The organism is Pseudomonas sp. Irchel s3b5, from assembly GCF_900187435.1.
GTDB lineage: Bacteria > Pseudomonadota > Gammaproteobacteria > Pseudomonadales > Pseudomonadaceae > Aquipseudomonas.
The window spans coordinates 265759-291717 of the sequence record NZ_FYDY01000001.1 but is presented as its reverse complement, the minus strand read 5'-3'; the positions used below and the strand labels follow the sequence as shown (position 1 = coordinate 291717).

Below are 25959 nucleotides of genomic sequence, written 5' to 3'. Positions count from 1 at the left end.
CAGGATTTCCCTATTCATGGATTGTTGCTGACCTGGCCACGCAGGGCCGGCCAGTAGTCGGTGAGCTTCAGGTCGATCAGCGCCTGGCGGGTGAAGCCGGTGGCCAACGATGGGGTGATGTCGTAGTTGTCGCGGATCAGGTGATTGGCCAGCGCGTACTCGGTCAGTGCCTGGTAGTGCGCCTTGAGTTGCAGGTCGCTTTTCGGTGCCCAGCGCTCTTTCCAGGCCACGGGATCGTTTTGGTCATCGCGGCGCAGCACGCTTTCGGCGGTGCCGGCGCGGGAGGAGAGTTGGTAGTAGGCGTCCTGATTCTGCTCCTGGGAAATCCACCAGGCGGCCTTGACCCAGGCGGTGGCCAGCAGCTGCGTGATGTCCGGATGCTGCGCGACAAAGAGGTCGGTGCCCCACAGGTCGGAGATCAGGCGCCAGTCGTTTGCGCCTTGTTTGGTTGACCAGATGATCTTGCCTACGCCTTTATCTTCCAGCGCATAGGCCTCGCTGAGCAGCACCGCAGCGTCGACCTTGCCCGCGGACACGGCGGCCGCGCCGACTTGCGGGTTGAGGTTGGCGATTTTGAAATCTTCGAGCTTCAAGCCTTTGCTGGCGAGGAAGTTGCTGAAGGCGAACTCCCAAGGGCGCCCGCGATGCAGAGCCAGGCGCTTGCCTTTGAGGTCCTCAATGCTCTTGGCGGTGGAACCTGCCGGTACTACCAGGTAGATATTGTTGCCGCTGCCACCCGGGACGATCAGCTTGCCCGGCACGCCACCAGCACCGGCAATGACCGAAGGCAAGTCGCCGCGCACCGCGAAGTCGATGCTGTTGTTGCTGAAGCCTTCGTTGATCTGCGGGCCGGCGCCAGCGTGGGGCAGGGCGATCCAGTCAAGTTTGACCCCGCGCTGATTCAGTTGCTGCTCAAGCCAGCCATCTTCGATTACGCGCCCGGCGATACCACCGAACACCGGTTTACCCCCCTGGGTGTACGCGACGATGGCGATCTTTACCGAGGCGGGTGCCTGTTCGGCAAGTGCAGTGGCCGTGAGCAGAATCCCGGTCAAGGCGACCAGGCTGTTGCGCCAGAATTTTTTCATTGAAATGTCCCCGATTCGATTTCCAAAGTCATCACATCCGCGTTCCCCTAAACACGCTCCTGTAGGAGCCGGCTTGCCGGCGATGGGGCCGTTGAGCCGTGTGTTGCCGGTCTGAGCGCTATCGCCGGCAAGCCAGCTCCTGCAAAGAATGTGTTGTGTTGGGAGGGGAGAGAGCAGATTGCATGCCACTGCGCGAAAAAACCGCTGCAGGCCTTGCAGGGCGGGGCGTGTGGCGCGCCGGCCGGTGGCGGGGCCGTGCGCAGGGTGTTGATCTGCAAGCAAGGCAATGGGGGCAAATTGCTGCTCCAGCAACAAGGCACTAGCAGTTTTGCTTTATATTTCCCAATGGAATATATAAAGAATAATTAATAATTATTTAGTCTAACAATCTTCATGCAATATTAAGCACGCGCTTTTACTGCCAGGAATGCACCATGTCGCTGATCACTCATCCAAATGCCCGTGAATTGACCAAGTCGGTGCGGGCCACCGTTCTGGTGTTCAAGGACCCGCGCTCACAGGAACTGCTCAGTCGTATCGAGCGCCTGGCCCCGAGTGAAGCCAATACGCTGATCATCGGCGAGACCGGCACCGGCAAGGAGTTGGTCGCGCGGCACATCCACCATTTGAGTCGCAGGGGACGAGAGCCTTTCGTTGCCGTCAACTGCGGCGCCTTCGCCGAAACCCTGGTGGAGAGCGAACTGTTCGGCCATGAAAAAGGTGCGTTTACCGGCGCTACCACGACCAAGGCCGGGTGGTTCGAAGCGGCCAATGGCGGCACGTTGTTTCTCGATGAAATCGGTGATCTACCGCTGAACATGCAGGTGAAATTATTGCGCGTTCTACAGGAGCGTGAAGTCGTGCGCCTGGGTTCGCGCACGCCGATTCCAATCAACGTTCGACTGGTGGCCGCGACCAACGTGAACCTGGCGGATGCGGTGGTTGCCGGGCATTTTCGCGAGGACCTGTTCTACCGACTGCACGTCGCCACGATCCGCCTGCCACCCTTGCGCGAGCGACCGGGCGATATCCTGCCACTGGCCGAGTTTTTCCTTGAAGAGCATTGCCAGCGACTGGGCTATAACCGCGCCACATTGAGTGAAGAAGCGGAGCGCAAGCTGCTGGAACACAGCTGGCCGGGCAACATCCGTGAACTGGAAAATTCCATTCACCATGCCTTGCTCGTGTGCCGCAATCAACGCGTCGCGCCGGCTGATCTGCACCTGGTGGACATGCGCTCTTCGGGCATCCGTCATGAGCAGGAGCAATCAGTACAGACAAGCCCTGCGATTGCCGGGCCAGTGGATCTGGAAGCGGCACTCAATGCGCTGTTTGAACAGAACATTCCAGACCTTTACGAACACATCGAGGAGACCATTTTTCGCGCCGCCTACCGGTTCTGCCATGGCAACCAGTTGCAGACCGGGCGGTTGCTGAACATCAGCCGCAACATCGTTCGGGCGCGGCTGGAGAAGATCGGGGAGTTGAACAAGCCGCTGGCGGTGGGGGCGTCTTGAGCTGGACCGAAGGTGGGTTTGATGGCCCCATCGCGAGCAGGCTCACTCCTACAGGGGGGGCGGCTGTGTTCTGCAGGAGTGAGCCTGCTCGCGATGGCGGTACATCAAATCTGTAAATACTCCCGCGCCAGCACGCACGCGCGCTCAATCAGCATCGGTGCCAATTCAATCGCTGTCGGCGTGCCCTGGCGGGTGTGAATCCAGCCCAGATACGTGGTGCCGCGCAGCATCAGGAACAGTGCCAGGGTCTTGCGATCGGCCTCGGTCAGCGGCTTGACCGCGTGGTAACCGTCCAGCAACGCGGCCTTCATCTGCTCAAAACGCGGATCATCCAGGCAGAAGTACAATGCCGTGGCCAGTTCGAACATGTGCCAGCCAAATCCGGCATCGTCGAAGTCGATCAGGCGCAGTTGCGGACCTTCGATCAGCAGGTTTTCCGGCACCAGGTCGGCGTGAATCATGCCGAAGTTGCCCAGGTGCCGACCGTATTGGCGCAAGTCCTTGCGCGCCGTGCGCCGGGCCTGTTGCAGCAAGTCGCGTTGCTCGTCACTGAGCTGTTCCAGTTCCCAGAACCGTCCCCAGAATGGGGTGGCGCCGATCAAGCCTTCTTCATCCCAGGCGTGCCGGACAAAATCGTCCGGCTGCTGCCACTGCGCCGAATGCAGGTGAATGCGCGCAGCAATCGCCCCGGCCTCGTTGAACAGGAAATCGATTTCGGTACCGGCCTGCACCCCGGCCTCGGAAGTGCCGGCCGTCGCGCCCGGTAGCCAGGCGAGCATGTCGATGTGCCGCGCTTCGCCGATGGCCTGGTGGGTGACTTCGATCAGGTGGCGTTGATTCTGCGCGCGGATGATCTGCGGCACGGTAATGCCGGCCGAGCCCAGCGCCTCCATCCATTGCAGCTCGGAACGCAATGCAGCCTCGCAGTGATAACCGTTTCGATGAATACGCAGGGCCACGCGCTGGCCGTCGTGGCGGCGGGCGGAGAACACCGCGTTTTCGCGGAATTTCACCAGCTCCAGGTCAGCGAAATCGCCTTCCCATTGCAGCAAGGCATGGCGTGCCAGGTCGTGCAGGCGGGCGACTTGTTGGTCGTGGGGCAGGGTGTTGAACTCAGTCATGGCAGGGCCTCAAATCGCGCTGAGCGCGTTGTCCAGCGTTTCAACGAACAGGTCGGCGTTGTCGCGGCTGAACACCAGCGGCGGACGCAGCTTGAGAATGTTGTCGCCGGCGCCGATCTTGCTGATCAGCACGCCGTTTTCGCGCATGTCGTTGACGACTTTGCGCGCCTCCAGCCCGGCCGGCTCCTTGCTGGCGTGGTCGCGTACCAGTTCCATGGCGAAGAACAGGCCCTTGCCCCGCACGTCGCCGATGATCGAGTGCTTGCCCGCCAGCACTTGCAGGCGTTGTTGCACATAAGCGCCGACGTTTTGCGCGTTTTGCAGCAGCTGCTGCTGTTCAATCACATCCAGCACGGCCATGCCGACCGCTGCCGCGACCGGCGAGCCGCCAAAGGTGTTGAAGTACATGGCATGGCGGCCGAACGACTCGACCAGCGCCTTGTGGGTGATCAACCCGGCCAGCGGATAACCGTTACCCATCGGTTTGCCGAGGGTGACGATGTCCGGCACCACGCCATGGGCCTGGTGGCCCCACAGGTGATCGCCGGTACGACCGAAACCGGACTGCACTTCGTCGGCAATGAACAAACCACCAGCGGCGCGGATCAACGCCGCGGCTTTGTTGACGAAACTGGTCGGTACCCGTGGCAGGCCTTCGTTGGCGAACAGGGTGTCGATCAGCAACGCGGCGGGGCGAATGCCCTGGGCCTGCATCGACGCAATGGCCGCCGCGATATTCGCGGCATATTCCTCGGCCAGTTGCGCTTCCGTGGTGCCGGCCGGTGCGTGGTACAGGCATGGAATCGGCACCGCGCGAGCATGGGCGGCAAACGGTTCCGGCGAGGGCAGGGCAGTGGTGACTTCGGCCAGCGACGCCGAGTTGCCGTGGTAGTTGTAGTCGCTGACGATGATCCCGGTGCCGCCACTGGCGAACCGCGCCAGGCGCAGCGCCAGTTCGTTGGCTTCGCTGCCGGTGCAAGTGAACATCGCGGTGTCCAGCGGCGCTGCGAACGTCGCGGTCAAGCGCTCGGCATAGCGCACCACTTGCTCATCCAGGTAGCGAGTGTGGATGTTCAACGTGGTGGCCTGGCGGTGCATGGCCTCGGTCACGTGGGGGTTGCAGTGACCGACGCAGGGCACGTTGTTGTAGACGTCGAGGTAGCGGCGGCCGTCGACGTCGAACAGCCAGACGCCTTCGCCGCGCACCAGGTGCAGAGGTTTATCGTAGAACAGTGGCGAAGCGCTGCCGAGCACGCGATGGCGGCGTTGCAGGAGAGTGTCTTCAGGCATGGTCTGGAACCTCGATGGAGGTGGTGCGACGGTTGCGCAGCAGGTAGTTGAAGATGCACAGGGTGAAGGTCACCGCGAGGGCGATCAGCATCAGCATGTCGAGCTGGAAGCAGGCGGCGATCACCACCAGCGTCAAAGCCAGGCCTAGCCAGGCAACCAGTTTGCCGCCGACCAGGGTGAATGGCCGTGGCAGCGCCGGTTGGTTGCGTTTGATGTGCAGGTACGCGCCGAAGATGAACAGGTAGCAAACGTTGAGCAGCAGCACGACTGCGAGCATCACAGTGGCCGGGTCGACTTCTGACAGCGGCAGGCCGATCACGCCGATCAGCAACAGCGCCGGGTAGGGCGTGCCGCGCTTGCCAGTCTTGCCCAGCCATTGCGGGAACAAGCCATCGCGGGCCATGGCAAACAGCTGGCGGGAAGCGGCGTAGACCAGCGAGAAGAAGGTCGCGATCAGGCCGAACACCGCGCCGCAGCCAATCACCTTGGCCAGCCACGAACCTTCACCGAAGGCACTGTTGCTGGACATCGCGGCGTACAGCGGATCACCCGCTGAACCGACCAGTTCAACACCCCCCGCGCCCGGTGCGCAGACCAGTACCACCAGTGCGGTCACCAGCAACGTGCCGATGGCCGCCAGAATGCCGCGTGGCATGGTGCGGCCGGGGTTGTGTGCTTCCTCGGCTGCCGAACCGGTTTGTTCGACGGTGATGAACAGCCAGATGGCGAACGGCACACAAGCGAAGATGCCGCCGAGGCTGACCGGTGTGGCGACGTTGGCGGGCAATGTCAGCAAATGGGTCAATTCGACATGGGGCGCCATGGCTACGCCAAACGTGAGCAGTGCAACGACCGCAATCACGCCGGCAATAAAGGTCAGGCCCATGGCCTCGCCGACGCCGCGCATGTGGATGCCGATGATCACCGCGAACAGGGCGATCTTCACCGGCCAGCCGCCGAGGCCGAAAATCGACTCGGTGTAGGCGCAGATGAAAGTTGCCGCCGCGCCAGTGCCGATGGTCAGGGCCAGCGCGCACGCCACGCCGACCAGATAACCCACGAACGGCCCGAAGGCTCTTTGCGCATAGACGAAGACGCCGCCAGCGCTGGGCAGTGCGGTGGACAGTTCCGCCACGCACAACGCCAGCCCGCCGCAGAGCAGGGCCATCAACAGCGTGGCGATCAGCATATTCAGCCAGCCACCGGCCATCAGCCCGAAGTTCCAACCGGAAAACTGCCCGGCCACCACCAACGCAATTCCGAGGCCGGCGATCTTTGGCCAGCCCAGCGCACTTTTCTTAAGCACAGAAGTCTCCCGCGACCCGAAGGTCGATTTATTGTTTTAGTGAGAAATGGAGGGGTTTGAGCGTTATCTGGCAAGGCAACCCAGAAGCAGGTAGGCCCTGAGGTCGGCTTCGATACTACGCCCGAGGTGCGCAGCGGCATGTTTGCGCGCATGCCATGTGGTTGGTTGTGGGTGCCAGATTTTAGGTGACGTACACGGATTTTGTGTGCACTGCAGATCCTCGTAGGAGCCGGCTTGCTGGCGAATGCGTCGGGTCAGCCACCCGAAGTGTTGAATGACACACTGCTATCGCCGGCAAGCCAGCTCCTACAAGGGATTTTTGGCGTACATGGATTTTGTGTGCACTGCAGATCCTCGTAGGAGCCGGCTTGCTGGCGATGGCGTCGGGTCAGTCGCCCGAGGTGTTGAATGACGCACTGCTATCGCCGGCAAGCCAGCTCCTACAAGGGATTTTTGGCGTACATGGATTTTGTGTGCACTGCATATCCTCGTAGGAGCCGGCTTGCTGGCGATGGCGTCGGGTCAGTCGCCCGAGGTGTTGAATGACGCACTGCTATCGCTGGCAAGCCAGCTCCTACAAGGGATTTTTGGCGTACATGGATTTTGTGTGCACTGCATATCCTCGTAGGAGCCGGCTTGCTGGCGAAGGCGTCGGGTCAGTTACCCGAGGTGTTGGATGACACACCGCTTTCGCTGGCAAGCCAGCTCCTACAAGGGATTTTTGGCGTACACGGATTTTGTGTGCACTGCAGATCCTCGTAGGAGCCGGCTTGCTGGCGAAGGCGTCGGGTCAGTTACCCGAGGTGTTGGATGACACACCGCTTTCGCTGGCAAGCCAGCTCCTACAAGGGATTTTTGGCGTACATGGATTTTGTGTGCGCTGCAGATCCTCGTAGGAGCCGGCTTGCTGGCTGGCGTCGGGTCAGTTACCCGAGGTGTTGGATGACACACCGCTTTCGCTGGCAAGCCAGCTCCTACAAGGGATTTTTGGCGTACACGGATTTTGTGTGCACTGCAGATCCTCGTAGGAGCCGGCTTGCTGGCGAAGGCGTCGGGTCAGTTACCCGAGGTGTTGGATGACACACCGCTTTCGCTGGCAAGCCAGCTCCTACAAGGGATTTTTGGCGTACATGGATTTTGTGTGCACTGCAGATCCTCGTAGGAGCCGGCTTGCTGGCGAAGGCGTCGGGTCAGTCGCCCGAGGTGTTGAATGACGCACTGCTATCGCCGGCAAGCCAGCTCCTACAAGGGATTTTTGGCGTACATAGATTTTGTGTGCGCTGCAGATCCTCGTAGGAGCCGGCTTGCTGGCGAAGGCGTCGGGTCAGTTACCCGAGGTGTTGGATGACACACCGCTATCGCTGGCAAGCCAGCTCCTACAAGGGATTTTTGGCGTACATGGATTTTGTGTGCACTGCAGATCCTCGTAGGAGCTGGCTTGCTGGCGATGGCGTCGGGTCAGGCAACGCTAATCTCAGATCCGAAAACTCCCCACCAACTGATTCAACCGTCCAGCCTGTTGCTCCAGCTCGGTACAAGCACGCAATGTCGCTTGCAGGTTCTCCACCCCTTGCTGGTTCAGGGTGTTGATCTGGGTGATATCGATATTCAACGCCTCGACCACCGCGGTCTGTTCCTCGGTGGCCGTCGCGACAGACTGGTTGACGTTGTCGATCTGGCCGATGCGTTGGGTCACGCTGCCCAGGCGGGTGCCGGCGAGGTTGGCGATGGTGACGCTTTCTTCGCTGTGCTGCTGGCTTTCGGTCATGGTGGTGACTGAATCCCGTGCGCCCACTTGCAGCTCCTCGATCATCTGCTGGATCTCCAGCGCCGAGGTCTGGGTGCGGCCGGCCAGGCTGCGCACTTCGTCTGCGACCACGGCAAACCCACGGCCCGCTTCACCGGCTCGCGCCGCTTCAATCGCGGCATTGAGCGCCAGCAAATTGGTCTGCTGCGAGATGCCCTTGATCACCTCAAGGATCTGCCCGATGTTCACGGTCTTGTCGTTGAGCACTTCGATGTTGGCGCACGACGCACTGATCTTGCCCGACAGCTCGCTCATTACCTCAATCGTGCGCTGCACGACCTGACGACCATCCTCGGCTTGTTGCCGTGCGGACGACGCCTGCTGCGAAGCATCGGACGCGTTATGGGCAATCTCCTGGGCGGCGGCGCCCAATTGGTTGATGGCCGCAGCCACGCTGTGGGTACGGGTGGATTGATCGTCGAAATTGCTCAGCGACGAGTTCGACGCCACCAACACACGGCGGGCGCCTTCATTGACGCCTACAGCCGCTGAAGCGACTTCGCGCATCGAGTGGTGAATGCGTTCGACAAAGCGATTGAAGGCTGTGGCCAGCTGACCGATTTCATCCCGCGATTGCACTTGCAGGCGCCGGGTCAAATCGCCTTCGCCGAGGGAAATATCTTCCATGACCTTGGTCAGCATCTGCAGCGGCCGGGTAATGCGCAGCGCCGTGTACCAGATCAACAGCAGACCGAGCAGGGCCGAGCCACCACCGAGCAGCAGTTCCAGCGCGGTGCTTTGCACGCCCTGGGCGTCGAGTTCTTTTTGCAAGGTGGTGACCGGTGCCAGCAACACACTCTGCGGCACACCCACCAAAACGCCCCACGGTGCGGCCCCGGCAATCGGCGCCAGCGGTTCGAGGACTTTAATGTGCTGCGCATCGACAAACACCTTGGCCTGCCCTTGGCGCAGGCTGTCCATGACCTCGGCATTGTCCATCGGCTGACCGAGGCGAGCGACGTCCTGGCTATCGGCGGAAATCACCCCGTGCGGGCTGACGATGCTGATCTGACCGTTGCCATCAAACAGGTCGCGGGCGCTGGCTTCGCTGTTCTGTTGCAGGGCGGCGAGGTTGATGTCGAGCCCGACCACGGCGATGACGTTGCCGTTTTCCAGCAGCGGGAACGCCACGCTGGTCACCAGTTTGCGGCTGCCCGAGGCTTCATCGAAATACGGCTCCAGCACACAGGCCTGGCGGGTGTCGCGGGCGCAGGTGTAGAAGGCGTTGTACGGTGCGCCGCTCGGCCCCGGCTCGGTGTTGGCGAGCAGGCCTTCGTCGCCGATGACCGCTTGCAGTTCGCCGGGTTTGCTTTGCACCCAATACAGGGCGAAGCGACCGGTTTCGTTGCTGCCCAACGCGGCTTGATTGACGAAACCGGCGTCGGCGCCGTCCAGTCCATCGGGTTCGAAAATGACATAAAGCCCGAGCAGGTCGGGCTTGTCGATGAGTGCCTGATGAAGCTGGGTGCTCAGCTCCTGGCGCAATTGTTGACGGGTCAGACTGCCCTGGTGTTGCAGTTGTCGCAGGTACAGCAAATAGCGCGATAAGCCCTGGCCGTATTCGTGGGTCTGCATGAAGGTGCGCTGCACTTGCATGGCCTGGACCGTGCCGAGGGCCTGCATGTGTTCCTTGGCAGCGCTGGCGAGCATGTCGCTGCTGGCCTCGGCCACTTGCTGGCTGCTTTTGTGGGTTTGATACAGCGACAACCCCATCAGCAAGCCCACGACCAACAGCAGGCAGAGTCCGGCGAGCAGGGCGATCTTGCTCTGGATCGTCAGGAAGGTTTTGTGCATGGAAATACCTTTTTCCACGTGGGCAATGGCGTGGCCACTGCCCACGGCCGAGATTAGAAACCGGTAGCGAACACCACCTGGGCGTAGACGTTCTGGTCGTTGTTACCCAGTTGGGTCCCACCGTTTTCAGCGCTCTTGTCCGCTTGGTAGATACCCACCAGCGGCATCACGGTCAGGTGGTCGTTGACGTGCCATTCGGCGTACAGGTCGACTTCGTGGCCATCGGTGTTGCCGAGGTTGCGGTCGATGGTGTCGAAGTTGAAGTACATCGCGCCAACGCTCAGGTTTTCCAGCGGTGCGACTTTCAACGTGACGTTCTGGATGCGCGAGTTGCTGTTGAACGGTCCGGCATAGTTACCCGCCACTTCACCCTGGAACCAGGTGCCGTAGCCACGGCTGAAACCGTAGAACAAGGTGTCATAGCCTTCCGAGAAACGGCTGTAGCGGTAGCTGGCGCTCGGTGTCCAGACTGCGTCGGAGAAGGTCCAGCCCGCTTCCAGGTACCAGGCGTCTTCGGTGGCGGTGTGAGGTTTGTCCTGCTTGGCGTATTCACCAGACAAGAACAGGTCCTTCACCCCGGCGTTGCCCGCCGCACGCAGGCTGTAGGTCTTCATGCCGTCGCGTTCGAGCTGGATTGGCGAGGCGTATTGTTCATCGACATCGGTGGTGTCGACGTAGGTCAGGCCAACGGTGCCGGCCTCGGCCACGTGCTCCAGGGTGCCGACGTACATTTCGGTCATGGCCTGGCCACGGTTGTTGGACTTGAGCCACATCAGGTCACTGCGCCAGCCTTCCTTGCCGCCGATACGCAGCATAGCCGTTTCGTCGAACGCCTTGCGCGCCGCCAGGTAGTAGGCGCCGCCACGGTTGAATTCGCCGTCGGCCAGGCCGTTACCCAGGTTCAGTGCGTCGCCATCGATCAGGAAGCCGTCGCCGACCACAATGTTCTGGCGGCCGAAGGACACATCGATGCCGTCACTGCCCAATGCGCCGAACAGATCCGCCGAGCGCCAGCCGAGGTAAGCGTCTTCGAACTTGGTGGTGCGTTCCGAGCCATCGGTGAAGCCGGCGGCATCGCCGTCGCCCCAGGTGCCGGAACTGAGCATGTTCGCCGCGCCGTACGCGGTACCCACACCGCCCAGGCCTTGATCGAAGCTCAAGCCGTATTTGATGTAGCCCTCGCGCCACGACGATGAACCTTCGCTGAGGCGACCGGACAGGGCGTAGTTTTCCTGGCTGTGGAAAATGCCGAACACGGCTTCGAGGGTAGCGTTCAGGTGGCTGTCGTCATCGGCATAGAGTTCATACGCGCCGGCATTGCCGGCACTGATCATCAGCGCGAGCGTCGAGAGACGAAGCAAGGGGGACTTGAGCATGGTGTGGCATCCGTTCTTGTTCTTGAGCGCAGGTTTGCGGTCTGTCCGGATACTACGGCGCGACTTTTATTTGGCCTTTTCCCTGTTTGCCAATTAGTTGGTTGTGCATGCCAGATTGCATGGCGCGTTGCCATGTCGTCAGGTTTTGGTGCGCCGTTTGGGGCGTTGCGCGGTTATCGCGCACGCTTTTGTCTGGAGGCCTTGAAGTTTGCGGGCGGAGCAGGGCGGGAACGAAACGTGCAGGGCGCCTCGCAGCGAATAATGCGATGGATGAGGCTGTGATGAGCAATGCACAACAGGTCGAGCGCTTTGATCAGTGGCTCGACAAGGTCAACCAGGTTTGCGGGTGTTTCAGTGCCAATCTGTTGGGCCCGCAGTTCGCGGGTTCGATCGATGAGTACCGCAGCGGTGAACTGAAGATGAGTTTCGTCGACGTGTCCCAGGCTCAATTATTCCGCACTCAGCACGAGATCGATCAGGGCGAGGGCGCGCATTATTACGCAGCGTTCCAACTTGCCGGCGAAGCGGTCATGGAGCAGCAGGGCAGTTGCATCACTCTGATGCCGGGGGATATCACACTGATCGATTCGACCCGTCCGAGCAACTTCGTCTACCGCAACAACGCCCGCCAACTGTCATTGATCCTGCCGCGCGAGCGGGTGGAGCAGCAGTTGCGCTTTACCACGGTGAAACCGGCGCAGCGCATACCGGCCTCGGCCCCGATGGCCGGGCTCGCCAAGCGCCTGATCCTCAGCTCAACGGAACAGCGCCTTAGCCATGCCGAAAGCGAAGCGACGCTGGACGCCGTGATCAGCCTGCTGCGTCCGGCAATGGGCGCGAGCAACGTGGACGATTCTCCCCAGGCACGCACCTTCCGCAAGGCGTTACGCTTTATTGATGAGCATATCGGTGACGAAGCACTGTGCCCGGAATGGCTGGCGACGCAGGTTGGCGTCTCCGTGCGCGGTTTGTATCGGCTGTTTTCCCGACACGGCCTGGTGGTCGCGCAATACGTGAAAAACCGCCGTCTCGACCTCTGTGCCGAACAACTGCGCCATGCCCGGGGCGAGGGCAAGCTGTGTGCGCTGGGCTATGAGTGGGGCTTCAACGATTCGAGCTATTTCTCCACGGCGTTCAAGGCGCGGTTTGGCGTTTCGCCGGGTGAGTATCGCAAGCGGTATGCGAGCTGACTTATCCGGTCAGGCTTTTTCAAAGCAATGGCAAAAAAAGATGAAAGAGCACAAAAAATAAATTCTCTGAAAAATCGGACGTTTCCTGCTTCGTCCTACAGATGGATGACGGTCAGCATCGTTCGCTGTGTTTCAGTGGGTAGTCAACTTTGACACCTGTTTTCAATGTCTTGAAAAAAACCATCGCTGATGCTGTTTTAAGTTTGTGTTGTTGGGCGAAATGTCTTTCCTGAAATCTTGTGGGAGGTGTCTTTTGTTGTTGAGTGAAAGTGCCTACGCGCAAAAAAATATTCTCTTGCATACTTCTTCTGAAGTTATTAGATGTAGGCGTGTCACTTGATTCGAGTGGTGCTTCCTCTAATCGGCGAGTACTCAATAATGAAATGCGAATATTTTCGAAGTGTTCCTTGTTTTGACGATGAGCTTGAACATGGCTCATTACTGTGCATAGCCGCACTCTCAAAAGCGCAAAGCGAAATTGCAGATCGGGGAGGGGGCGGCCTGGATGCTCTACCCGACCCTGCAAAGGGACTTCCTAATGTTAAATATGCCTGGCTACGAAATACTTGATTTTGATTCTGGTAGTTCAGAAACTTCTAAGGGTGGCAGGTCGATAAATCGGTCGCCTCCATTGCTAAGAGCACTGGCCAAGTTGAATCGCTATAAAAATATGCCGGTGGATGAACTTGATGAGGTGTTGTCAGAACATGGCTTAAAGCCAGAAGCGGACTACGACATTCTGGAACTAAAATACTGAGGACAACCGCTGCCTTGCGCTAGGTCCATTAAAGGTCACCGTCCGGCAGGGCGGCCGCAATCTGGCACAACCGCCAACACAACTGGCACGCAGGGCAAAACCTGCGTGGCGTCGACCACCGACAATCCTTACCAACCTGCCGAAGCACCGTTGCCTCGGCATTTTTAGTGTTGGCGCTCGTCTGCTGGCGGGTGCGTGGATTTTCAAGGTCGTTTCCTATGTTCACCTCGTTGCGTTTGTCTTTGGTTGGTTTGCTGTCCTTCACTCTGGCCCAAGCGGTCGTTGCTGCCGAGTGTGTGCCGGACACGCGCCGTGGCGCTGAAGTGTTCGCTAATGAATGCGGCGTCTGCCACGCGGTGGCCAAGGGCACGATGGGCATGATGGGGCCGAACCTGTCGGGTGTTTACGGGCGCAAGTCGGGTTCGCTGGAGGGTTTCAGCTACTCACAGGCCATGCGTGACAAAGACGTCAGCTGGCAGGCCGAGAACATTGCGCAACTGATCACCCAACCCCAGGCCTTCGTGCCCGGCACTTACATGCCGTACATGGGCCTGGCGTCCGCCGACGATCGCCAGGCGGTCGTGTGCTTCCTCAAAGAACAACACTGATCAGCCGGATTACCGACTGACAACCAACCACCCCCTGTAGGCGCTGGCTTGCACCGTCCGTCAAGACGCTTTCGCCGGCAAGCCGGCTCCTACATTTGAACGAAAGGTGATTCATGAGCAACGTTGAAATTCTGCCGCAGGTTGCTGCATTCCTCGAACGCGAGCATGGCTGCTTCATCGACGGGCAGTGGGTACTTGCCGAAGGCGACCGTATCGCCGTGGTCAACCCGGCCACCGGGAAAACCCTGTGCGAAACCCTCGACGCACCGCTGGAGATTGTCGAGCGTGCCGTGCAGTCGTCGCACAAGGCGTTCAAATCCGGTGTGTGGTCGAGCCTGCGTCCGGCAGATCGTGAGCGCATCCTGCTGAACTTCACCCGTCTGGTCGAAGAGCACGCCGAAGAACTGGCCCAGCTGGAAACCCTGAGCCAGGGCAAGTCGATCAACATGGCCCGTGCGCTGGACCTGAACGCCACCGTGGAATTCATGCGCTACATGTCCGGTTGGGCGACCAAGATCGAAGGCCAGACCTTCGACGTGTCGATCCCGCTGCCACCGGGTGCCAAGTTCACCGCGTTCACCAAGCGTGAGCCAGTGGGTGTGGTGGTCGGCATTGTGCCGTGGAACTTCCCGTTGCTGATTGCGGCCTGGAAACTGATGCCGGCACTGGCCACCGGTTGCACCGTGATCATCAAACCCGCAATGGAAACCCCGCTGACCGCGATGCGCCTGGCCGAACTGGCCCTGGAAGCCGGCATTCCGACAGGCGTGTTCAACGTCGTCACCGGTGGCGGTGCTTCGGTCGGTGGTGTGCTGACTGCGCACCCGCTGGTGAGCAAAGTGTCGTTCACCGGTTCCACCGCCGTGGGCAAAAGCGTTGGCGTGGCGTGCATGGCGAACATGACGCGCTTCTCCCTGGAACTGGGCGGCAAGAACCCGATGATCGTGCTCGCCGATGCCGACATCGAAAAAGCCGTCCAAGGCGCGATCCTTGGCGGTCTGCTGAACAACGGCCAGGTGTGCGCGGCGGCCTCGCGTTTCTACGTGCACCGCTCGATCCACGACCAATTCGTTGAAGCCTTGGCGGCGGCTGTTTCGTCGATGCCGATCGGCGACGGCATGAACTGCGAAGCCGCGATCAACCCGTTGGTGTCGCGCAAGCAACAACAAAGCGTGCTCAAGCACATCGAACTGGCCCGCCAGGAAGGTGCGCGCGTGGTCACCGGTGGCGAATTGCTGGAAGGCGATGGCTTCTTTGTGCAGCCGACCATTCTGGCCGACATCGACCACAGCATGGCCGTGGCCCGCGAAGAAGTGTTCGGTCCGGTGCTGGGCGTGATGCCTTTCGACGACGAAGATGCCGTCATCGCCCTGGCCAACGATAACCGCTACGGTCTGGCCGCCAGCCTGTGGACCAACGACCTGGGCAAAGCCATGAACCTGGTGCCGCGCATCGAAGCCGGTACGGTCTGGGTCAACGCCCACGTACTGCTCGACCCGGCCATGCCATTCGGCGGCGTCAAGCAATCGGGCATGGGCCGCGAGTTCGGTCGTGCGGTGATCGAGGCTTACACCGAGCTGAAGTCGGTGTGTATCGCCCATTGATAAACCTGTAGGCGCTGTCGAGTGCAACGAGGCGGCGATCTTTTAACATCAAGGTCAAAAGATCGCAGCCTTCGGCAGCTCCTACCGGATGTGCGTCACGCCGCTGGCGGTTTCGCCAGTTCGATCCCGGCGGCGCCCAGCCGCTTGAGAATTTCAAACAGCAGCTCGCTCTTGATCGCACCGACCATGCGCGGGCTGGCGACGTAACCGGTGATGGTCAACGTGATGCCTTCAGGCTTGAGCTGGCTGAAGCGCACGAACGCCGCCGGTTTTTCCAGGATGGATTCGTGTTCGGTGTAGGTGTCCAGCAGCAGGCTGCGCACTTGCTCCGGGTCGATGCCCAGCGGGAACATCAATTCCAGTGTCGCCACACCTTGGGCGCTGCCGCCCAGCGTGACGTTGCGCAAGTTCTGCGAAATCAGCTGCGAGTTGGGCACGATCACGATCGAGCGGTCGGCGAGCTGGATTTCCGTGGCGCGTACGTTGATTCGGCGGATGTCGCCCTCGACGCCGCTGATGCTGATCAGGTCGCCGACTTTGACCGGGCGCTCGGTCAACAGGATCAGGCCGGAGATGAAGTTCTTGACGATCTCTTGCAGGCCGAAGCCGATGCCCACCGACAAGGCACTGACGATCCACGCCAGGTTGGTCCACTTGATCCCCAGCGACGACAGCGTCAGCAGCACCACGGAGGCATAGCCGAGGTTGGCGAACAGCGTGCTCAGTGACGCGCACATGCCGGGGTCCATTTCGGTTTTCGGCAGGAACTCGTTGTCGAGCCAGCGGCGTAACGAGCGAATCAGGTAGATGCCGATGACCAGGGCGAGAAAGGCATGCAGCAGGTTGTCCGGGACGATGTTGAGCTTGCGCAGCCCTTCACCGCCGAGGATGGAAAAAGTGTTGGTCACCAGTTGGCTGAGTGTCGTACCGACACCGCCGACAAACAGCGCAATGATCGCAATCAGCATCAACGCGGCGCGGCCGACGCCGGACAGCACGGTGCAGATTTGCTCCAGGCGTGGATTGCCGATGCCCAGAAGTTGTTTGATGGCTTTGCCCGTGGGCTGTTTGGGGGAAAAAACGTATTCGCAGGTGTCCGTGAACACCTGGGTGAGCATGTAGAAACCGGCTGAAATGATGTAGATCCACACCAATTCGTAGGTGATGAACCTGGCCATTGTCACGTAGCCAATCAACAGGGCGAACAGGGAAACCACCACGGAAATGCCAGCAAAGGCGTAAATCAGCCCGGCGAACGTCGTGAAAGCTTCCGGCGCCTCACCGGCCGCTGCGAGCGTTCGGCGGATCTTGCTGACGTGCAGCAGCAGGGAACCGATCACCAGTGTTACCACCAATGCCACGATGCCCCGGCCAAACAGCACGATCTCGGAACTCATGCCGGTGACATTGCCCATCTGCACCAGCGTCACCATCACCAGCAACAGGGCGGCCAGTATTTGGGGGTAGGGCTCGATCTCCAGTGCCACGGAATCGGCAATGGCGGGCAGGCGCCAAGTGGGATGTTGCGTCGACAGCAGGGCACGGCTCAAACCGGTGATCAGCACACAGGTATAGGCCAGTTTTTCCAGGTATTCGGCCAGATCGGCAATCAGCGGGGTGAAAGGCAACTGGCGGGTGCCGGCAAAATGCACCAGTTCCAGGGCTAACCCCGCGGTCAACAGGGTAGCTATGACGGAAGCCAGGGCCAGAGAGCTGCGGCGCAATCGGCCTTCCGGCATGCGATGAATGCACAACCAGGTCAGCGCCCGATCGGCGAGTCTGCGCCCCACGGTCCATATGACCAGCGCCAGCAGGAGCAGGCCGGCCGTGATCAAGCGCTGGCCGGGTTGCCAGGCCGCCTCGTGCGTGGTCTTGAGTTGCTGGATGAGGGCGATGAACCGCTGGCGGTCGTCCTGCGGCAGATCAAACAAGGGTGACCAGAACCGTGGACTCAGAATGCTGCTGGTCTGTTGGGTCACCTCAGTTTCCAGCAGACTGCGGCGGAACCCGGCAATCTGGGTGATGAGTTCGCTGGCACTTAGTTTCAGCGCCGCCAGGGTTTTGAGCTGACCATCGACCTTATTCTTTTGTTCGCTCAGCGCCGCTCTTTGGGACGCCATGGCGGATGTCACCAGCCCACCTTCGTCGGTCGCCACCGGACCCAGCACATTGAGTTGGGCTTGCAGTTGCGCCTGTTCGGGCAGCAGCGCTGTCGTCAGGCGATCCAATTCCTGAATCAACGCCTGCACCACATTTTGCGAGCCTTCAAGCTGGGTGTAGTTGGCGGCCTTGGAAACCTGCTGCTTGAGATTGTCGAGCTGGTTTTGCAGTGTCAGCAGTTCGCTGTCGGAAAGGCTGATGGAGGGCGGGGTCAAACGGTCGGCAGGTGCGTCGAGCAGGGGCGTCGCCAACAGCATTGGGCTGCTCAGCCCGAAAACCACGAACACGACGAACATCAGCGATTTCAACGCATTGCACATAGGCTAGCTCGATGGGTGTGGGCCACTAAACCTATGAGGTTAGGTCAAGACACGCACGGTCGAGGTTTTTTTGGCTGAAGGAGCTTCGAGCGATGAAGCGCAAGATGGTCAGTCAGCATTGTGCGCACTCGTCTCAAAAGAATGTATCCGGCTGTGACCCGTGCTGGGCAGAGCAGGCAGTCACTGGCGCCATGACCTACGCTTGTCCGCAGGCCCATGTTCAAAAGCGCCGCAGAGGCTTGCGCTCGATGGACAAACGGCACCTATAAAAACAATTCATTCGGGAGAACAACCCATGTCCGTTTTATTTCGTCGATTCAGTCAGTTAGTGGCCGTCGGCGTCACCACTGCCGTACTCATCACGCCAGCCCTGGCGCTCGATACGGTCAAGTTCATGGCCCCGGGCTCGGTCGGCGGCGGTTATGACCAGACCGCCCGGGTGTTGGGCAAGGCGTTGGTTGAAGCCAACGTCGCGAAATCCGTGACCTTCGAAAACAAGGGCGGCGCCGGCGGGACATTGGGCCTGGCGCAGTTTGCCAACAGCACCAAGGGCGACCCGAATGCGCTGCTGGTGGTGGGCGCGATCATGGTTGCGGGCATCGAACAGAACAAACCGCCCATCACCTTGAAGGACGTGACGCCGATTGCCCGGTTGTTCACCGAGTACAACGTGATCGCGGTGCGCAAGGAATCGGAATTCAAGACCCTCGACGACTTGATCAAGGCCTTCAAGGAAAAACCGACGAGCATTACCTGGGGCGGTGGCTCCAAGGGCTCGATTGACCACATCGGCATCGCCGAGCTGGCGGGCAAACTGGAGGTCCCGGTCAACAAGGTCAACTACGTGGCGTTCGGCGGGGGCGGTGAAGTGGTTGCCCAGGCGTTGGGCGGCCAACTCAAAGTGATCACTGGCGGCTATGCCGAGTTGGGCCAATACATCAAGGCCGGACAATTCCGCGTGCTGGCCATCGGCGCGCCGGAACGGGTGCCCGGGATTGATGCACCGACGCTCAAGGAAAGCGGTTACGACGTGATCATCGGCAACTGGCGCGGTGTCTACGGTGCGGCGGGTCTCACGCCCGAGCAGCGTAAAGAAGTCACCGATGCGGTGGTGGCGGCCAGCAAGGCCAAAGTCTGGCAGGACAACCTCCAGACCAACGCGTGGACGCCGAGCGTGCTGATCGGTGATGACTTCGGCAAGTTCGTCGAAGAAGAGCACGTGCGGTTGCGCGCCATGCTGGTCAAGGTCGGGCTGCTTTGAAATGGCCGGAATGCGCAGCGTCGTACCAGCACAGTTGGCGATCGGCATCGGCCTGATCGCCATCAGCATCGTGCTCGCAGTGGGCGCGTTTCGCTTTCCGCCGGAAATGGGCTTCGTCATCCTCCCGGCCTACGTCTATCCCTATGCGGTGGCGGGTTTTCTCGGCGGGGTCGGCGTGTTGCTGGGTTATCAGGCGGTGACCGGTGGATTCCGCGAGTTGGACAACACCGAAACCGCGACGGTACCGGGCGGGAAAACCGGTGCCGCCTGGGTGACGGCGGGACTTGTCGGCGTGGCAGTGCTGATCAATTTCATCGGCTTCGTATTGTCCGCCGGGTTGCTGTTTGTCTGTGCAGCACGGGGTTTTGGCAGCCGTCACCCGTTGCGGGACCTGGCCATCGGCATCGCCTTGACGCTGCCGATCTACTGGCTGTTCAACGCCGGGCTCGGCGTGTCCCTGCCGCCGCTGATCAACGCCTGGATCTGAACGGAGGCTTACACCGTGGACATTCTTGCAAGCCTGGCGATGGGGTTTTCGGCGGCGCTGACGCCGATCAATCTGATGTGGGGCTTCATCGGCTGTCTGCTCGGCACGGCCATTGGCGTGTTACCCGGTATCGGCCCGGCACTGACGGTGGCGTTGTTGCTGCCGATCACCGCCAAGGTTGACCCCACCGGCGCCTTGATCATGTTTGCCGGTATCTATTACGGCGCGCAGTTCGGGGGCTCGACTACTTCGATTCTGCTCAACACGCCCGGCGAATCGTCGTCCATGGTCACGGCGCTGGAAGGCAACCTGATGGCCCGCAACGGGCGCGCCGGCCCCGCGTTGGCCACGGCTGCAATTGGCTCGTTTGTGGCCGGCACCATCGCGACGATTTTACTGACGCTGTTCGCACCGGTCGTGGCCAAGTTGGCGCTGAACTTTGGCCCGACGGAGTATTTCGCGATTCTGGTGTTGTCGTTCACCACCGTGTCGGCGGTGCTCGGCGCCTCCATGCTGCGCGGCTTCGCCTCGCTGGGTATCGGGCTGACCATCGGCCTGATCGGGTTGGACTCGACCTCGGGCATTGCCCGCTACACCCTCGGGGTTCCCGAACTGGTCGACGGCATCGAAGTGGTGCTGGTGGCGGTGGGTTTGTTTGCCGTCGGCGAGGCGTTGTACAACCTGCTTTATCAGACGGAGTCAAATGAAGGCCGGCACCGCCTGACCTCGTTATGGATGACCCGCGCTGACTGGAAACGCTCGGTGCCGGCATGGCTGCGGGGCACGCTGATCGGTTTTCCGTTCGGTTCGATTCCGGCCGGTGGCGCGGAGATTCCGACGTTTCTGTCGTACTCCACCGAACGCAAACTCAGCAAGTATCCCAAGGAGTTTTCCGCCAACAAAGGCGAGGGCGCCATCGAAGGCGTCGCCGGCCCGGAAGCGGCGAACAACGCCAGCGCGACGGGATCGTTGGTGCCGTTGCTGACCCTGGGCATTCCGACGTCTGCCACGGCGGCGATCCTGTTGGCGGCGTTCCAGAACTACAACCTGCAACCGGGGCCGATGCTGTTCGAAACGTCTGCCGATCTGGTCTGGACCCTGGTGGCCTCGCTGTACATCGGCAACCTCATCCTGCTGGTGCTGAACCTGCCGTTGGTGGGGCTGTGGGTCAAGTTGCTGCAAATCCCCCGGCCGTACCTCAATGCCGGGATTCTGGTATTCGCCACCATCGGCGTGTACGGCATGCGCCACTCTTCCTTCGATTTGTTGCTGATGCTGGGGATTGGCTGGGGTGGGGTGCTGATGCGCCGTTTCGACTTCCCGGTTGCGCCAGTGATCGTCGGCATGCTGCTCGGGCCAATGGCCGAGAAGCAACTGCGTAACGCGTTGTCGATCAGCGAGGGCGACTGGACGATATTCCTGACGCAACCGATCTCGGCGTTTTTCCTGGGGCTGACGTTGCTGGTGCTACTGGTGCCCTATGTATTGCATAAGCGGGGAATCAAGTTGCATGAGGATGATTGAACCGGCAGATGCCTGTAGGAGCGAGTTTACTCGCGATGGACTAACAGCCGGCAAATCCGCTGAATGACACACCGCCATCGCGAGCAAGCTTGCTCCTACAGGGGCATGCGGTCGAATGCCATCATCACCACAGGGTCATCGATTCGCCGGCCAGGGTCATGTCGGTCATCGCCACCCCCTCGCCACAGGTTGGCGTCGCCTTTTAGGCAGGGGTGAATCTACTCAGGCATCAGAACTTGAACGCCTGACGTCCCACCAACAGCCATTTGCCGTCCTGCTTCTGCCAGATCTGGAAGTTTTCGATTTCGGTCGGTACCACGTCGGTGCCTTTGATGGCTTGTGCGGAGAAGTGGTGGCGAACCAGCGCGACGTCACCCGAGAGCGTGATGGTCTGGTTCTGCATCTCCAGCGTCTTGAAGGCGCTTTTGCCGGATTCGATGTCGGCGATGAATGCCTTCTTGTCCTGGACCTTGCCGCTGGAGTGCCCATAAGTCAGGTTTTGCGCGGTCAGGGCGTTCAGTTCGGCAATGTCCTTGTGCAGCATGGCCTGGGTCAGATGGTCGACCGCTTGTGCCACGTCCTGGTCTGCGGCCGGTGTGGAGGCGGCGACGTAGCCACTGAACAGGCACAGAAAACCGATCAGCAGTGTTGTTTTTTTCATCTTCGTTTCCTTGTTTTTGTAGGGGGTTAGCAATGACTGAGTGCAAATTCGTCAGTCATCGTACAACCTAGCATGGAGTGAAGGAAAAAAGCCAACTGGCAACGCTGATTGCTCTCGCGATGGCAATAGCTCAAGCAACGCTGGATCAAGCCCCTAAAGATACTTGTCCGTCACCGCCCCCTCTGAAGCACTGGAAACAGTCTTCGCATACTTGGCCAACACCCCGCGTTTGTACTTCGACTCCGGCCGAACCCAGCGCGATTTGCGCTCGGCCAGTTCAGCGTCGGACACATCGACCGTGATCTGCCGGGTTTCGGCATCGATGGTGATCCTGTCGCCATTCTCCACCAGCGCAATCGGCCCGCCCTCAAAGGCCTCCGGGGTGATGTGCCCGACCACAAACCCGTGTGAACCGCCGGAAAAGCGCCCGTCGGTAATCAACGCCACTTCCTTGCCCAAGCCCTTGCCCATGACCGCCGAGGTCGGCGACAGCATCTCGCGCATGCCGGGCCCGCCCTTGGGCCCTTCGTAGCGAATCACGATGACTTCGCCGGGCTGCACTTCACCGTTGAGAATGCCCGCCAGCGCGCCTTCTTCACCGTGGTACACCCGAGCCGTGCCTTCGAAGCGCAGGCCTTCCTTGCCGGTGATCTTGGCCACGGCGCCGGTGGGCGAGAGGTTGCCGTGCAGCACCACCAGGTGCGAATCCTTTTTGATCGGCCGGTCGAAGGGCAGGATCACGTCCTGGCCTTCGGGGTAGTCGGCCACGTTTTCCAGGTTTTGCGCGAGGGTCTTGCCGGTGACGGTCAACACATCGCCATGCAACATCCCGGCGGCCAGCATGCGCTTCATCAACGGTTGAATGCCGCCGATGGCGACCAGTTCGCTCATCATGTATTTCCCGCTGGGGCGCAGGTCGGCGACCACCGGGGAAACCTTGCCCAACTCGACGAAATCATCCAGCGTCAACTCGACGTCCACCGCATTGGCCATGGCCAACAGGTGCAGCACGGCGTTGGTCGAGCCGGCGAGGGCGATGACCACGCGGATGGCATTCTCGAAGGCTTTGCGGGTCATGATGTCGCGTGGCTTGAGGTCCAGCTTGAGCAGTTCCATGACCTGTTGGCCGGCGCGAAAACTGTCCGAAGCCTTGTCGCCGCCGATGGCGTCCTGGGAACTGGAGCCGGGCAGGCTCATGCCCAGCGCCTCGATGGCCGACGCCATGGTGTTGGCGGTGTACATGCCGCCGCAGGAACCGGGGCCGGGGATCGCCACTTCCTCGATCTGCTTGACCTGGATTTCGCTGATGTCGCCACGCGCATGTTGGCCCACGGCTTCGAACACGGAAATGATGTCGGTGTGGCCGGCACCCGGTCGAATGGTGCCACCGTACACAAAGATCGAAGGACGGTTCAGCCGCGCCATGCCGATCAGGCAGCCCGGCATGTTCTTGTCGCAACCGCCGACGGTGACCAGCCCATCGAAGCCTTCGCAGCCGACCACCACTTCGATGGAGTCGGCAATCACCTCGCGGGACACCAGCGAATACTTCATGCCTTCGGTGCCGTTGGCGATACCGTCGGAAATGGTGATGGTGTTGAAAATCACCCCTTTTGCACCCGCCGCGTTCGCGCCTTTTTCCGCCTCGATCGCCAGTTTGTCGATGTGCATGTTGCAGGGCGTGACCATCGCCCAGGTCGAGGCAATGCCGATCTGCGGCTTCTTGAAGTCTTCATCGGTGAAGCCCACGGCGCGGAGCATGGCGCGTGCGGGGGCGGCTTCGATGCCGTCGATGACCTGGGAGGAATACTTGCGCAGATCGTCTTTGTCGCTCATGACAACTCCTCAAAGCTTCACCAGGGAAACCCGATGAGTATAGTCGCCCCTACGCGGCTACCCGCAGGCGTTCACCCATAGGAGCTGGCTTGCCAGCGATGGCGCCCGAACGATCGATGCAAGGCCCAAGACCGCCATCGCCGGCAAGCCGGCTCCTACAAGTCGGGAACAGACGCGCGGGTAAGCCCTGACGTGATATTCTTCGCGCCAACTTGGTTTGACCTATTCAGTTTGCATGTCCTTGAGGCGTGCCGACGGAATCACTGTCGCTCAAGCAGCTGAAGCCAATAAAGATAAAAAGTCAGTTCAGAAGGGACATATAAATTGGGGTCGATGCGGTTCGTCGGCCTTGTGTGCCCACCCTGTAATCCCGCTGTGCCTAACCCATGATCTGCCGTGAAACATGGGTCTGCGTGCGCGAGGATGGAAGGGCGGATGGCGTTTTATCATAGGTGCTACAGATGTTTAAGAAAGTAAACACAACCCTGCTGGGGCTGGCGTTGTCGCTGGGGGTGGCTTGCGCGCACGCGCAAGAGGCCAAGAAAGTCGACGTGCTGCTGATTGGCGGCGGCATCATGAGTGCGACCCTGGGTGTGTGGCTCAATGAGCTGGAACCCGGTACGTCGATGGAAATGATCGAGCGCCTTGACGGCGTCGCTCAGGAAAGCTCCAACGGCTGGAACAACGCCGGTACCGGTCACTCCGCGCTGGCTGAGCTGAACTACACGCCGGAAGATGAAAACGGCAAGGTCTCGATCCCGAAGGCCGTTGAAATCAACGAAGCGTTCCAGATCTCCCGTCAGTTCTGGGCCTGGCAGGTTCAGCAAGGCGTGCTGAAGAACCCGCGTTCGTTCATCAACTCGACACCGCACATGAGCTTCGTGTGGGGCGATGACAACATCAAGTTCCTGAAAAAGCGCTACGACGCGCTGCAAGCGAGCCCGCTGTTCGCCGGCATGCAGTACTCCGAAGACCCGGCTGTGATCAAGCAATGGGTACCGCTGATGATGGAAGGGCGTGACCCGAACCAGAAAATCGCGGCCACCTGGAGCCCGCTGGGTACTGACGTGAACTTCGGCGAAATCACCCGCCAGTTCGTTGCACACCTGCAAACCACACCGAAATTCGACTTGAAGCTGTCCAGCGAAGTGCAGGACATCACCCGGAACGAAGACGGCAGCTGGCGCGTCAGGTACAAAAACCTCAAAGACGGCAGCAAAACCGAAACCGACGCCAAGTTCGTGTTCATCGGCGCCGGCGGCGGTGCCTTGCACCTGCTGCAGAAGTCCGGCATTCCTGAAGCCAAGGAATATGCAGGCTTCCCGGTTGGCGGCTCGTTCCTTGTGACCGAAAACCCGACCATCGCCGAGCAACACCTGGCCAAGGCCTACGGCAAAGCTTCTGTTGGCGCACCACCGATGTCGGTTCCGCACCTGGACACCCGCGTGCTGGACGGCAAGCGCGTGATCCTGTTTGGCCCATTCGCGACCTTCAGCACCAAGTTCCTGAAAGAAGGTTCGTACCTGGACCTGCTGACCACCACGACCACACACAACGTGTGGCCAATGACCAAGGTCGGCATCAAGGAATACCCGCTGGTGGAGTACCTGGCAGGCCAGCTGATGCTGTCGGATGAAGACCGCCTCAACGCCCTGAAAGAATACTTCCCGAATGCCAAGGCTGAAGACTGGCGCCTGTGGCAAGCGGGCCAGCGCGTGCAGATCATCAAGCGTGATGAAGCCGCCGGTGGCGTGCTGAAACTGGGCACCGAGATCGTCGCTGCGCAAGACGGCAGCATCGCCGGCCTGCTGGGCGCCTCCCCGGGCGCTTCGACTGCCGCACCGATCATGCTGACCGTGCTGCAGAAAGTCTTCAAAGACAAGGTCGCGAGCCCTGAGTGGCAGGCAAAACTGCACCAGATCGTGCCGAGCTACGGCACCCAGCTGAACGCCAGCCCGGAAAAGGTTGCGCAGGAATGGGCCTACACCGCCAAGGTGCTGGAACTGACGACGCCTCCGGCGATGATGGCTCCGGCGGCGACCCCGGTGACTGTCGATCTTGATGCTAAAGCGCCAAAAGCGCCAAAAGCGCCGAAAGCCAACGCCGCGAATGATATGGCTCTGTAACTAGAAGCCCGGTCAAAAAGAACCCACTGAACCGGTAACGGTCAGTGGGTTTTTTTGTGGGCGATGGAATGGGCATCCACCCTGGACAGGCATTCCCTGTCATCAAATGCCAAGTCACTGACGCTC

The 25959-nt window shown here is 60.4% G+C and carries 17 protein-coding genes and 2 pseudogenes; 9 read left to right on the top strand and 10 right to left on the bottom strand.

The genetic code is table 11. The features are described 5' to 3' along the window. Positions 1 to 14: 14 nt before the first annotated feature. A complete protein-coding gene (locus CKW15_RS01245) occupies positions 15 to 1088 on the bottom strand; it encodes an ABC transporter substrate-binding protein (protein WP_095151345.1) in 1074 nt (357 codons plus the stop codon). Between the two features lie 434 nt (positions 1089 to 1522). Between CKW15_RS01245 and CKW15_RS01240 the strand changes: the two genes are divergently transcribed. Beyond that, complete coding sequence (locus CKW15_RS01240) at positions 1523 to 2605, top strand: sigma-54-dependent Fis family transcriptional regulator (protein WP_095057714.1); 1083 nt, start codon at positions 1523 to 1525, stop codon at positions 2603 to 2605. 104 nt (positions 2606 to 2709) lie between these two features. Here the strand turns inward: CKW15_RS01240 and CKW15_RS01235 are convergent, their stop codons facing one another. The 6 genes and pseudogenes from CKW15_RS01235 to CKW15_RS01215 form a co-directional block, all read right to left on the bottom strand. Further along, positions 2710 to 3726 (bottom strand): phosphotransferase enzyme family protein, encoded by a 1017-nt coding sequence (locus CKW15_RS01235; RefSeq protein ID WP_095151344.1) that lies wholly within the window; start codon positions 3724 to 3726, stop codon positions 2710 to 2712. Positions 3727 to 3735: 9 nt separating this feature from the next. Next, entirely contained in the window at positions 3736 to 5016 is a 1281-nt protein-coding gene (locus tag CKW15_RS01230) for an aspartate aminotransferase family protein (protein WP_095151343.1), read from the bottom strand. Beyond that, positions 5009 to 6322 carry an amino acid permease gene (locus CKW15_RS01225; RefSeq protein ID WP_095151342.1) on the bottom strand — a complete coding sequence of 438 codons (1314 nt, stop codon included), beginning with the start codon at positions 6320 to 6322 and terminating at the stop codon, positions 5009 to 5011. Before CKW15_RS01225 ends, CKW15_RS01230 begins: the two co-directional genes overlap by 8 nt. A gap of 1474 nt (positions 6323 to 7796) precedes the next feature. Next, positions 7797 to 8393: pseudogene (locus CKW15_RS28990) on the bottom strand (methyl-accepting chemotaxis protein); the annotation flags it as partial. 261 nt (positions 8394 to 8654) lie between these two features. Further along, positions 8655 to 9704: pseudogene (locus CKW15_RS28985) on the bottom strand (HAMP domain-containing protein); the annotation flags it as partial. Positions 9705 to 9976: 272 nt separating this feature from the next. Beyond that, positions 9977 to 11299, bottom strand: a complete 1323-nt coding sequence (locus CKW15_RS01215; protein ID WP_095151341.1) for a hypothetical protein — start codon at positions 11297 to 11299, stop codon at positions 9977 to 9979. 281 nt (positions 11300 to 11580) lie between these two features. Between CKW15_RS01215 and feaR the strand changes: the two genes are divergently transcribed. The 4 genes from feaR (at position 11581) to CKW15_RS01195 (ending at position 15458) form a co-directional block, all read left to right on the top strand. Next, the gene (gene feaR, locus CKW15_RS01210) at positions 11581 to 12489 is read left to right on the top strand and encodes a transcriptional regulator FeaR (protein WP_095151340.1); all 909 of its coding nucleotides are present in this window, start codon (positions 11581 to 11583) and stop codon (positions 12487 to 12489) included. A 505-nt stretch (positions 12490 to 12994) separates the two neighbouring features. Beyond that, positions 12995 to 13246, top strand: coding sequence for a hypothetical protein (locus CKW15_RS01205; protein WP_095151464.1), 252 nt, complete (start codon positions 12995 to 12997; stop codon positions 13244 to 13246). A gap of 218 nt (positions 13247 to 13464) precedes the next feature. Further along, positions 13465 to 13854: a cytochrome c family protein gene (locus tag CKW15_RS01200; protein ID WP_095057720.1), complete on the top strand. Its 390-nt coding sequence runs from the start codon at positions 13465 to 13467 to the stop codon at positions 13852 to 13854. A 113-nt stretch (positions 13855 to 13967) separates the two neighbouring features. Continuing rightward, positions 13968 to 15458, top strand: a complete 1491-nt coding sequence (locus CKW15_RS01195; protein WP_095151339.1) for an aldehyde dehydrogenase family protein — start codon at positions 13968 to 13970, stop codon at positions 15456 to 15458. A gap of 95 nt (positions 15459 to 15553) precedes the next feature. On the opposite strand, the gene CKW15_RS01190 is transcribed toward CKW15_RS01195, so the two are convergent. Continuing rightward, positions 15554 to 17938 (bottom strand): DUF3772 domain-containing protein, encoded by a 2385-nt coding sequence (locus CKW15_RS01190; protein WP_095151338.1) that lies wholly within the window; start codon positions 17936 to 17938, stop codon positions 15554 to 15556. 295 nt (positions 17939 to 18233) lie between these two features. On the opposite strand from CKW15_RS01190, the gene CKW15_RS01185 reads away from it, so the two are divergent. The 3 genes from CKW15_RS01185 to CKW15_RS01175 are packed head-to-tail and all read left to right on the top strand — an operon-like array spanning position 18234 to position 21210. Next, positions 18234 to 19199 (top strand): tripartite tricarboxylate transporter substrate binding protein, encoded by a 966-nt coding sequence (locus CKW15_RS01185; RefSeq protein ID WP_095151337.1) that lies wholly within the window; start codon positions 18234 to 18236, stop codon positions 19197 to 19199. A 1-nt stretch (position 19200) separates the two neighbouring features. Then, a complete protein-coding gene (locus CKW15_RS01180) occupies positions 19201 to 19686 on the top strand; it encodes a tripartite tricarboxylate transporter TctB family protein (RefSeq protein ID WP_095151336.1) in 486 nt (161 codons plus the stop codon). A 15-nt stretch (positions 19687 to 19701) separates the two neighbouring features. Further along, the gene (locus CKW15_RS01175; protein ID WP_095057725.1) at positions 19702 to 21210 is read left to right on the top strand and encodes a tripartite tricarboxylate transporter permease; all 1509 of its coding nucleotides are present in this window, start codon (positions 19702 to 19704) and stop codon (positions 21208 to 21210) included. A gap of 229 nt (positions 21211 to 21439) precedes the next feature. Here the strand turns inward: CKW15_RS01175 and CKW15_RS01170 are convergent, their stop codons facing one another. Together CKW15_RS01170 and ilvD are read right to left on the bottom strand one after the other, a co-directional pair. After that, positions 21440 to 21871: a nuclear transport factor 2 family protein gene (locus tag CKW15_RS01170; protein WP_095057726.1), complete on the bottom strand. Its 432-nt coding sequence runs from the start codon at positions 21869 to 21871 to the stop codon at positions 21440 to 21442. Positions 21872 to 22024: 153 nt separating this feature from the next. Further along, positions 22025 to 23707 carry a dihydroxy-acid dehydratase gene (gene ilvD / locus CKW15_RS01165; protein WP_095151335.1) on the bottom strand — a complete coding sequence of 561 codons (1683 nt, stop codon included), beginning with the start codon at positions 23705 to 23707 and terminating at the stop codon, positions 22025 to 22027. Positions 23708 to 24168: 461 nt separating this feature from the next. On the opposite strand from ilvD, the gene mqo reads away from it, so the two are divergent. Further along, positions 24169 to 25833: a malate dehydrogenase (quinone) gene (gene mqo / locus CKW15_RS01160; RefSeq protein WP_095151334.1), complete on the top strand. Its 1665-nt coding sequence runs from the start codon at positions 24169 to 24171 to the stop codon at positions 25831 to 25833. Positions 25834 to 25959: the final 126 nt, after the last annotated feature.

Excerpts from the sequence above, each read along its gene's own strand:
- CKW15_RS01245 (WP_095151345.1), bottom strand. The coding sequence starts at position 1,088 with ATGAAAAAATTCTGGCGCAACAGCCTGGTCGCCTTGACCGGGATTCTG.
- CKW15_RS01240 (WP_095057714.1), top strand. The coding sequence starts at position 1,523 with ATGTCGCTGATCACTCATCCAAATGCCCGTGAATTGACCAAGTCGGTG.
- CKW15_RS01235 (WP_095151344.1), bottom strand. The coding sequence starts at position 3,726 with ATGACTGAGTTCAACACCCTGCCCCACGACCAACAAGTCGCCCGCCTG.
- CKW15_RS01230 (WP_095151343.1), bottom strand. The coding sequence starts at position 5,016 with ATGCCTGAAGACACTCTCCTGCAACGCCGCCATCGCGTGCTCGGCAGC.
- CKW15_RS01215 (WP_095151341.1), bottom strand. The coding sequence starts at position 11,299 with ATGCTCAAGTCCCCCTTGCTTCGTCTCTCGACGCTCGCGCTGATGATC.
- feaR (WP_095151340.1), top strand. The coding sequence starts at position 11,581 with ATGAGCAATGCACAACAGGTCGAGCGCTTTGATCAGTGGCTCGACAAG.
- CKW15_RS01205 (WP_095151464.1), top strand. The coding sequence starts at position 12,995 with ATGCTCTACCCGACCCTGCAAAGGGACTTCCTAATGTTAAATATGCCT.
- CKW15_RS01200 (WP_095057720.1), top strand. The coding sequence starts at position 13,465 with ATGTTCACCTCGTTGCGTTTGTCTTTGGTTGGTTTGCTGTCCTTCACT.
- CKW15_RS01195 (WP_095151339.1), top strand. The coding sequence starts at position 13,968 with ATGAGCAACGTTGAAATTCTGCCGCAGGTTGCTGCATTCCTCGAACGC.
- CKW15_RS01190 (WP_095151338.1), bottom strand. The coding sequence starts at position 17,938 with ATGTGCAATGCGTTGAAATCGCTGATGTTCGTCGTGTTCGTGGTTTTC.
- CKW15_RS01185 (WP_095151337.1), top strand. The coding sequence starts at position 18,234 with ATGTCCGTTTTATTTCGTCGATTCAGTCAGTTAGTGGCCGTCGGCGTC.
- CKW15_RS01180 (WP_095151336.1), top strand. The coding sequence starts at position 19,201 with ATGGCCGGAATGCGCAGCGTCGTACCAGCACAGTTGGCGATCGGCATC.
- CKW15_RS01170 (WP_095057726.1), bottom strand. The coding sequence starts at position 21,871 with ATGAAAAAAACAACACTGCTGATCGGTTTTCTGTGCCTGTTCAGTGGC.
- ilvD (WP_095151335.1), bottom strand. The coding sequence starts at position 23,707 with ATGAGCGACAAAGACGATCTGCGCAAGTATTCCTCCCAGGTCATCGAC.
- mqo (WP_095151334.1), top strand. The coding sequence starts at position 24,169 with ATGTTTAAGAAAGTAAACACAACCCTGCTGGGGCTGGCGTTGTCGCTG.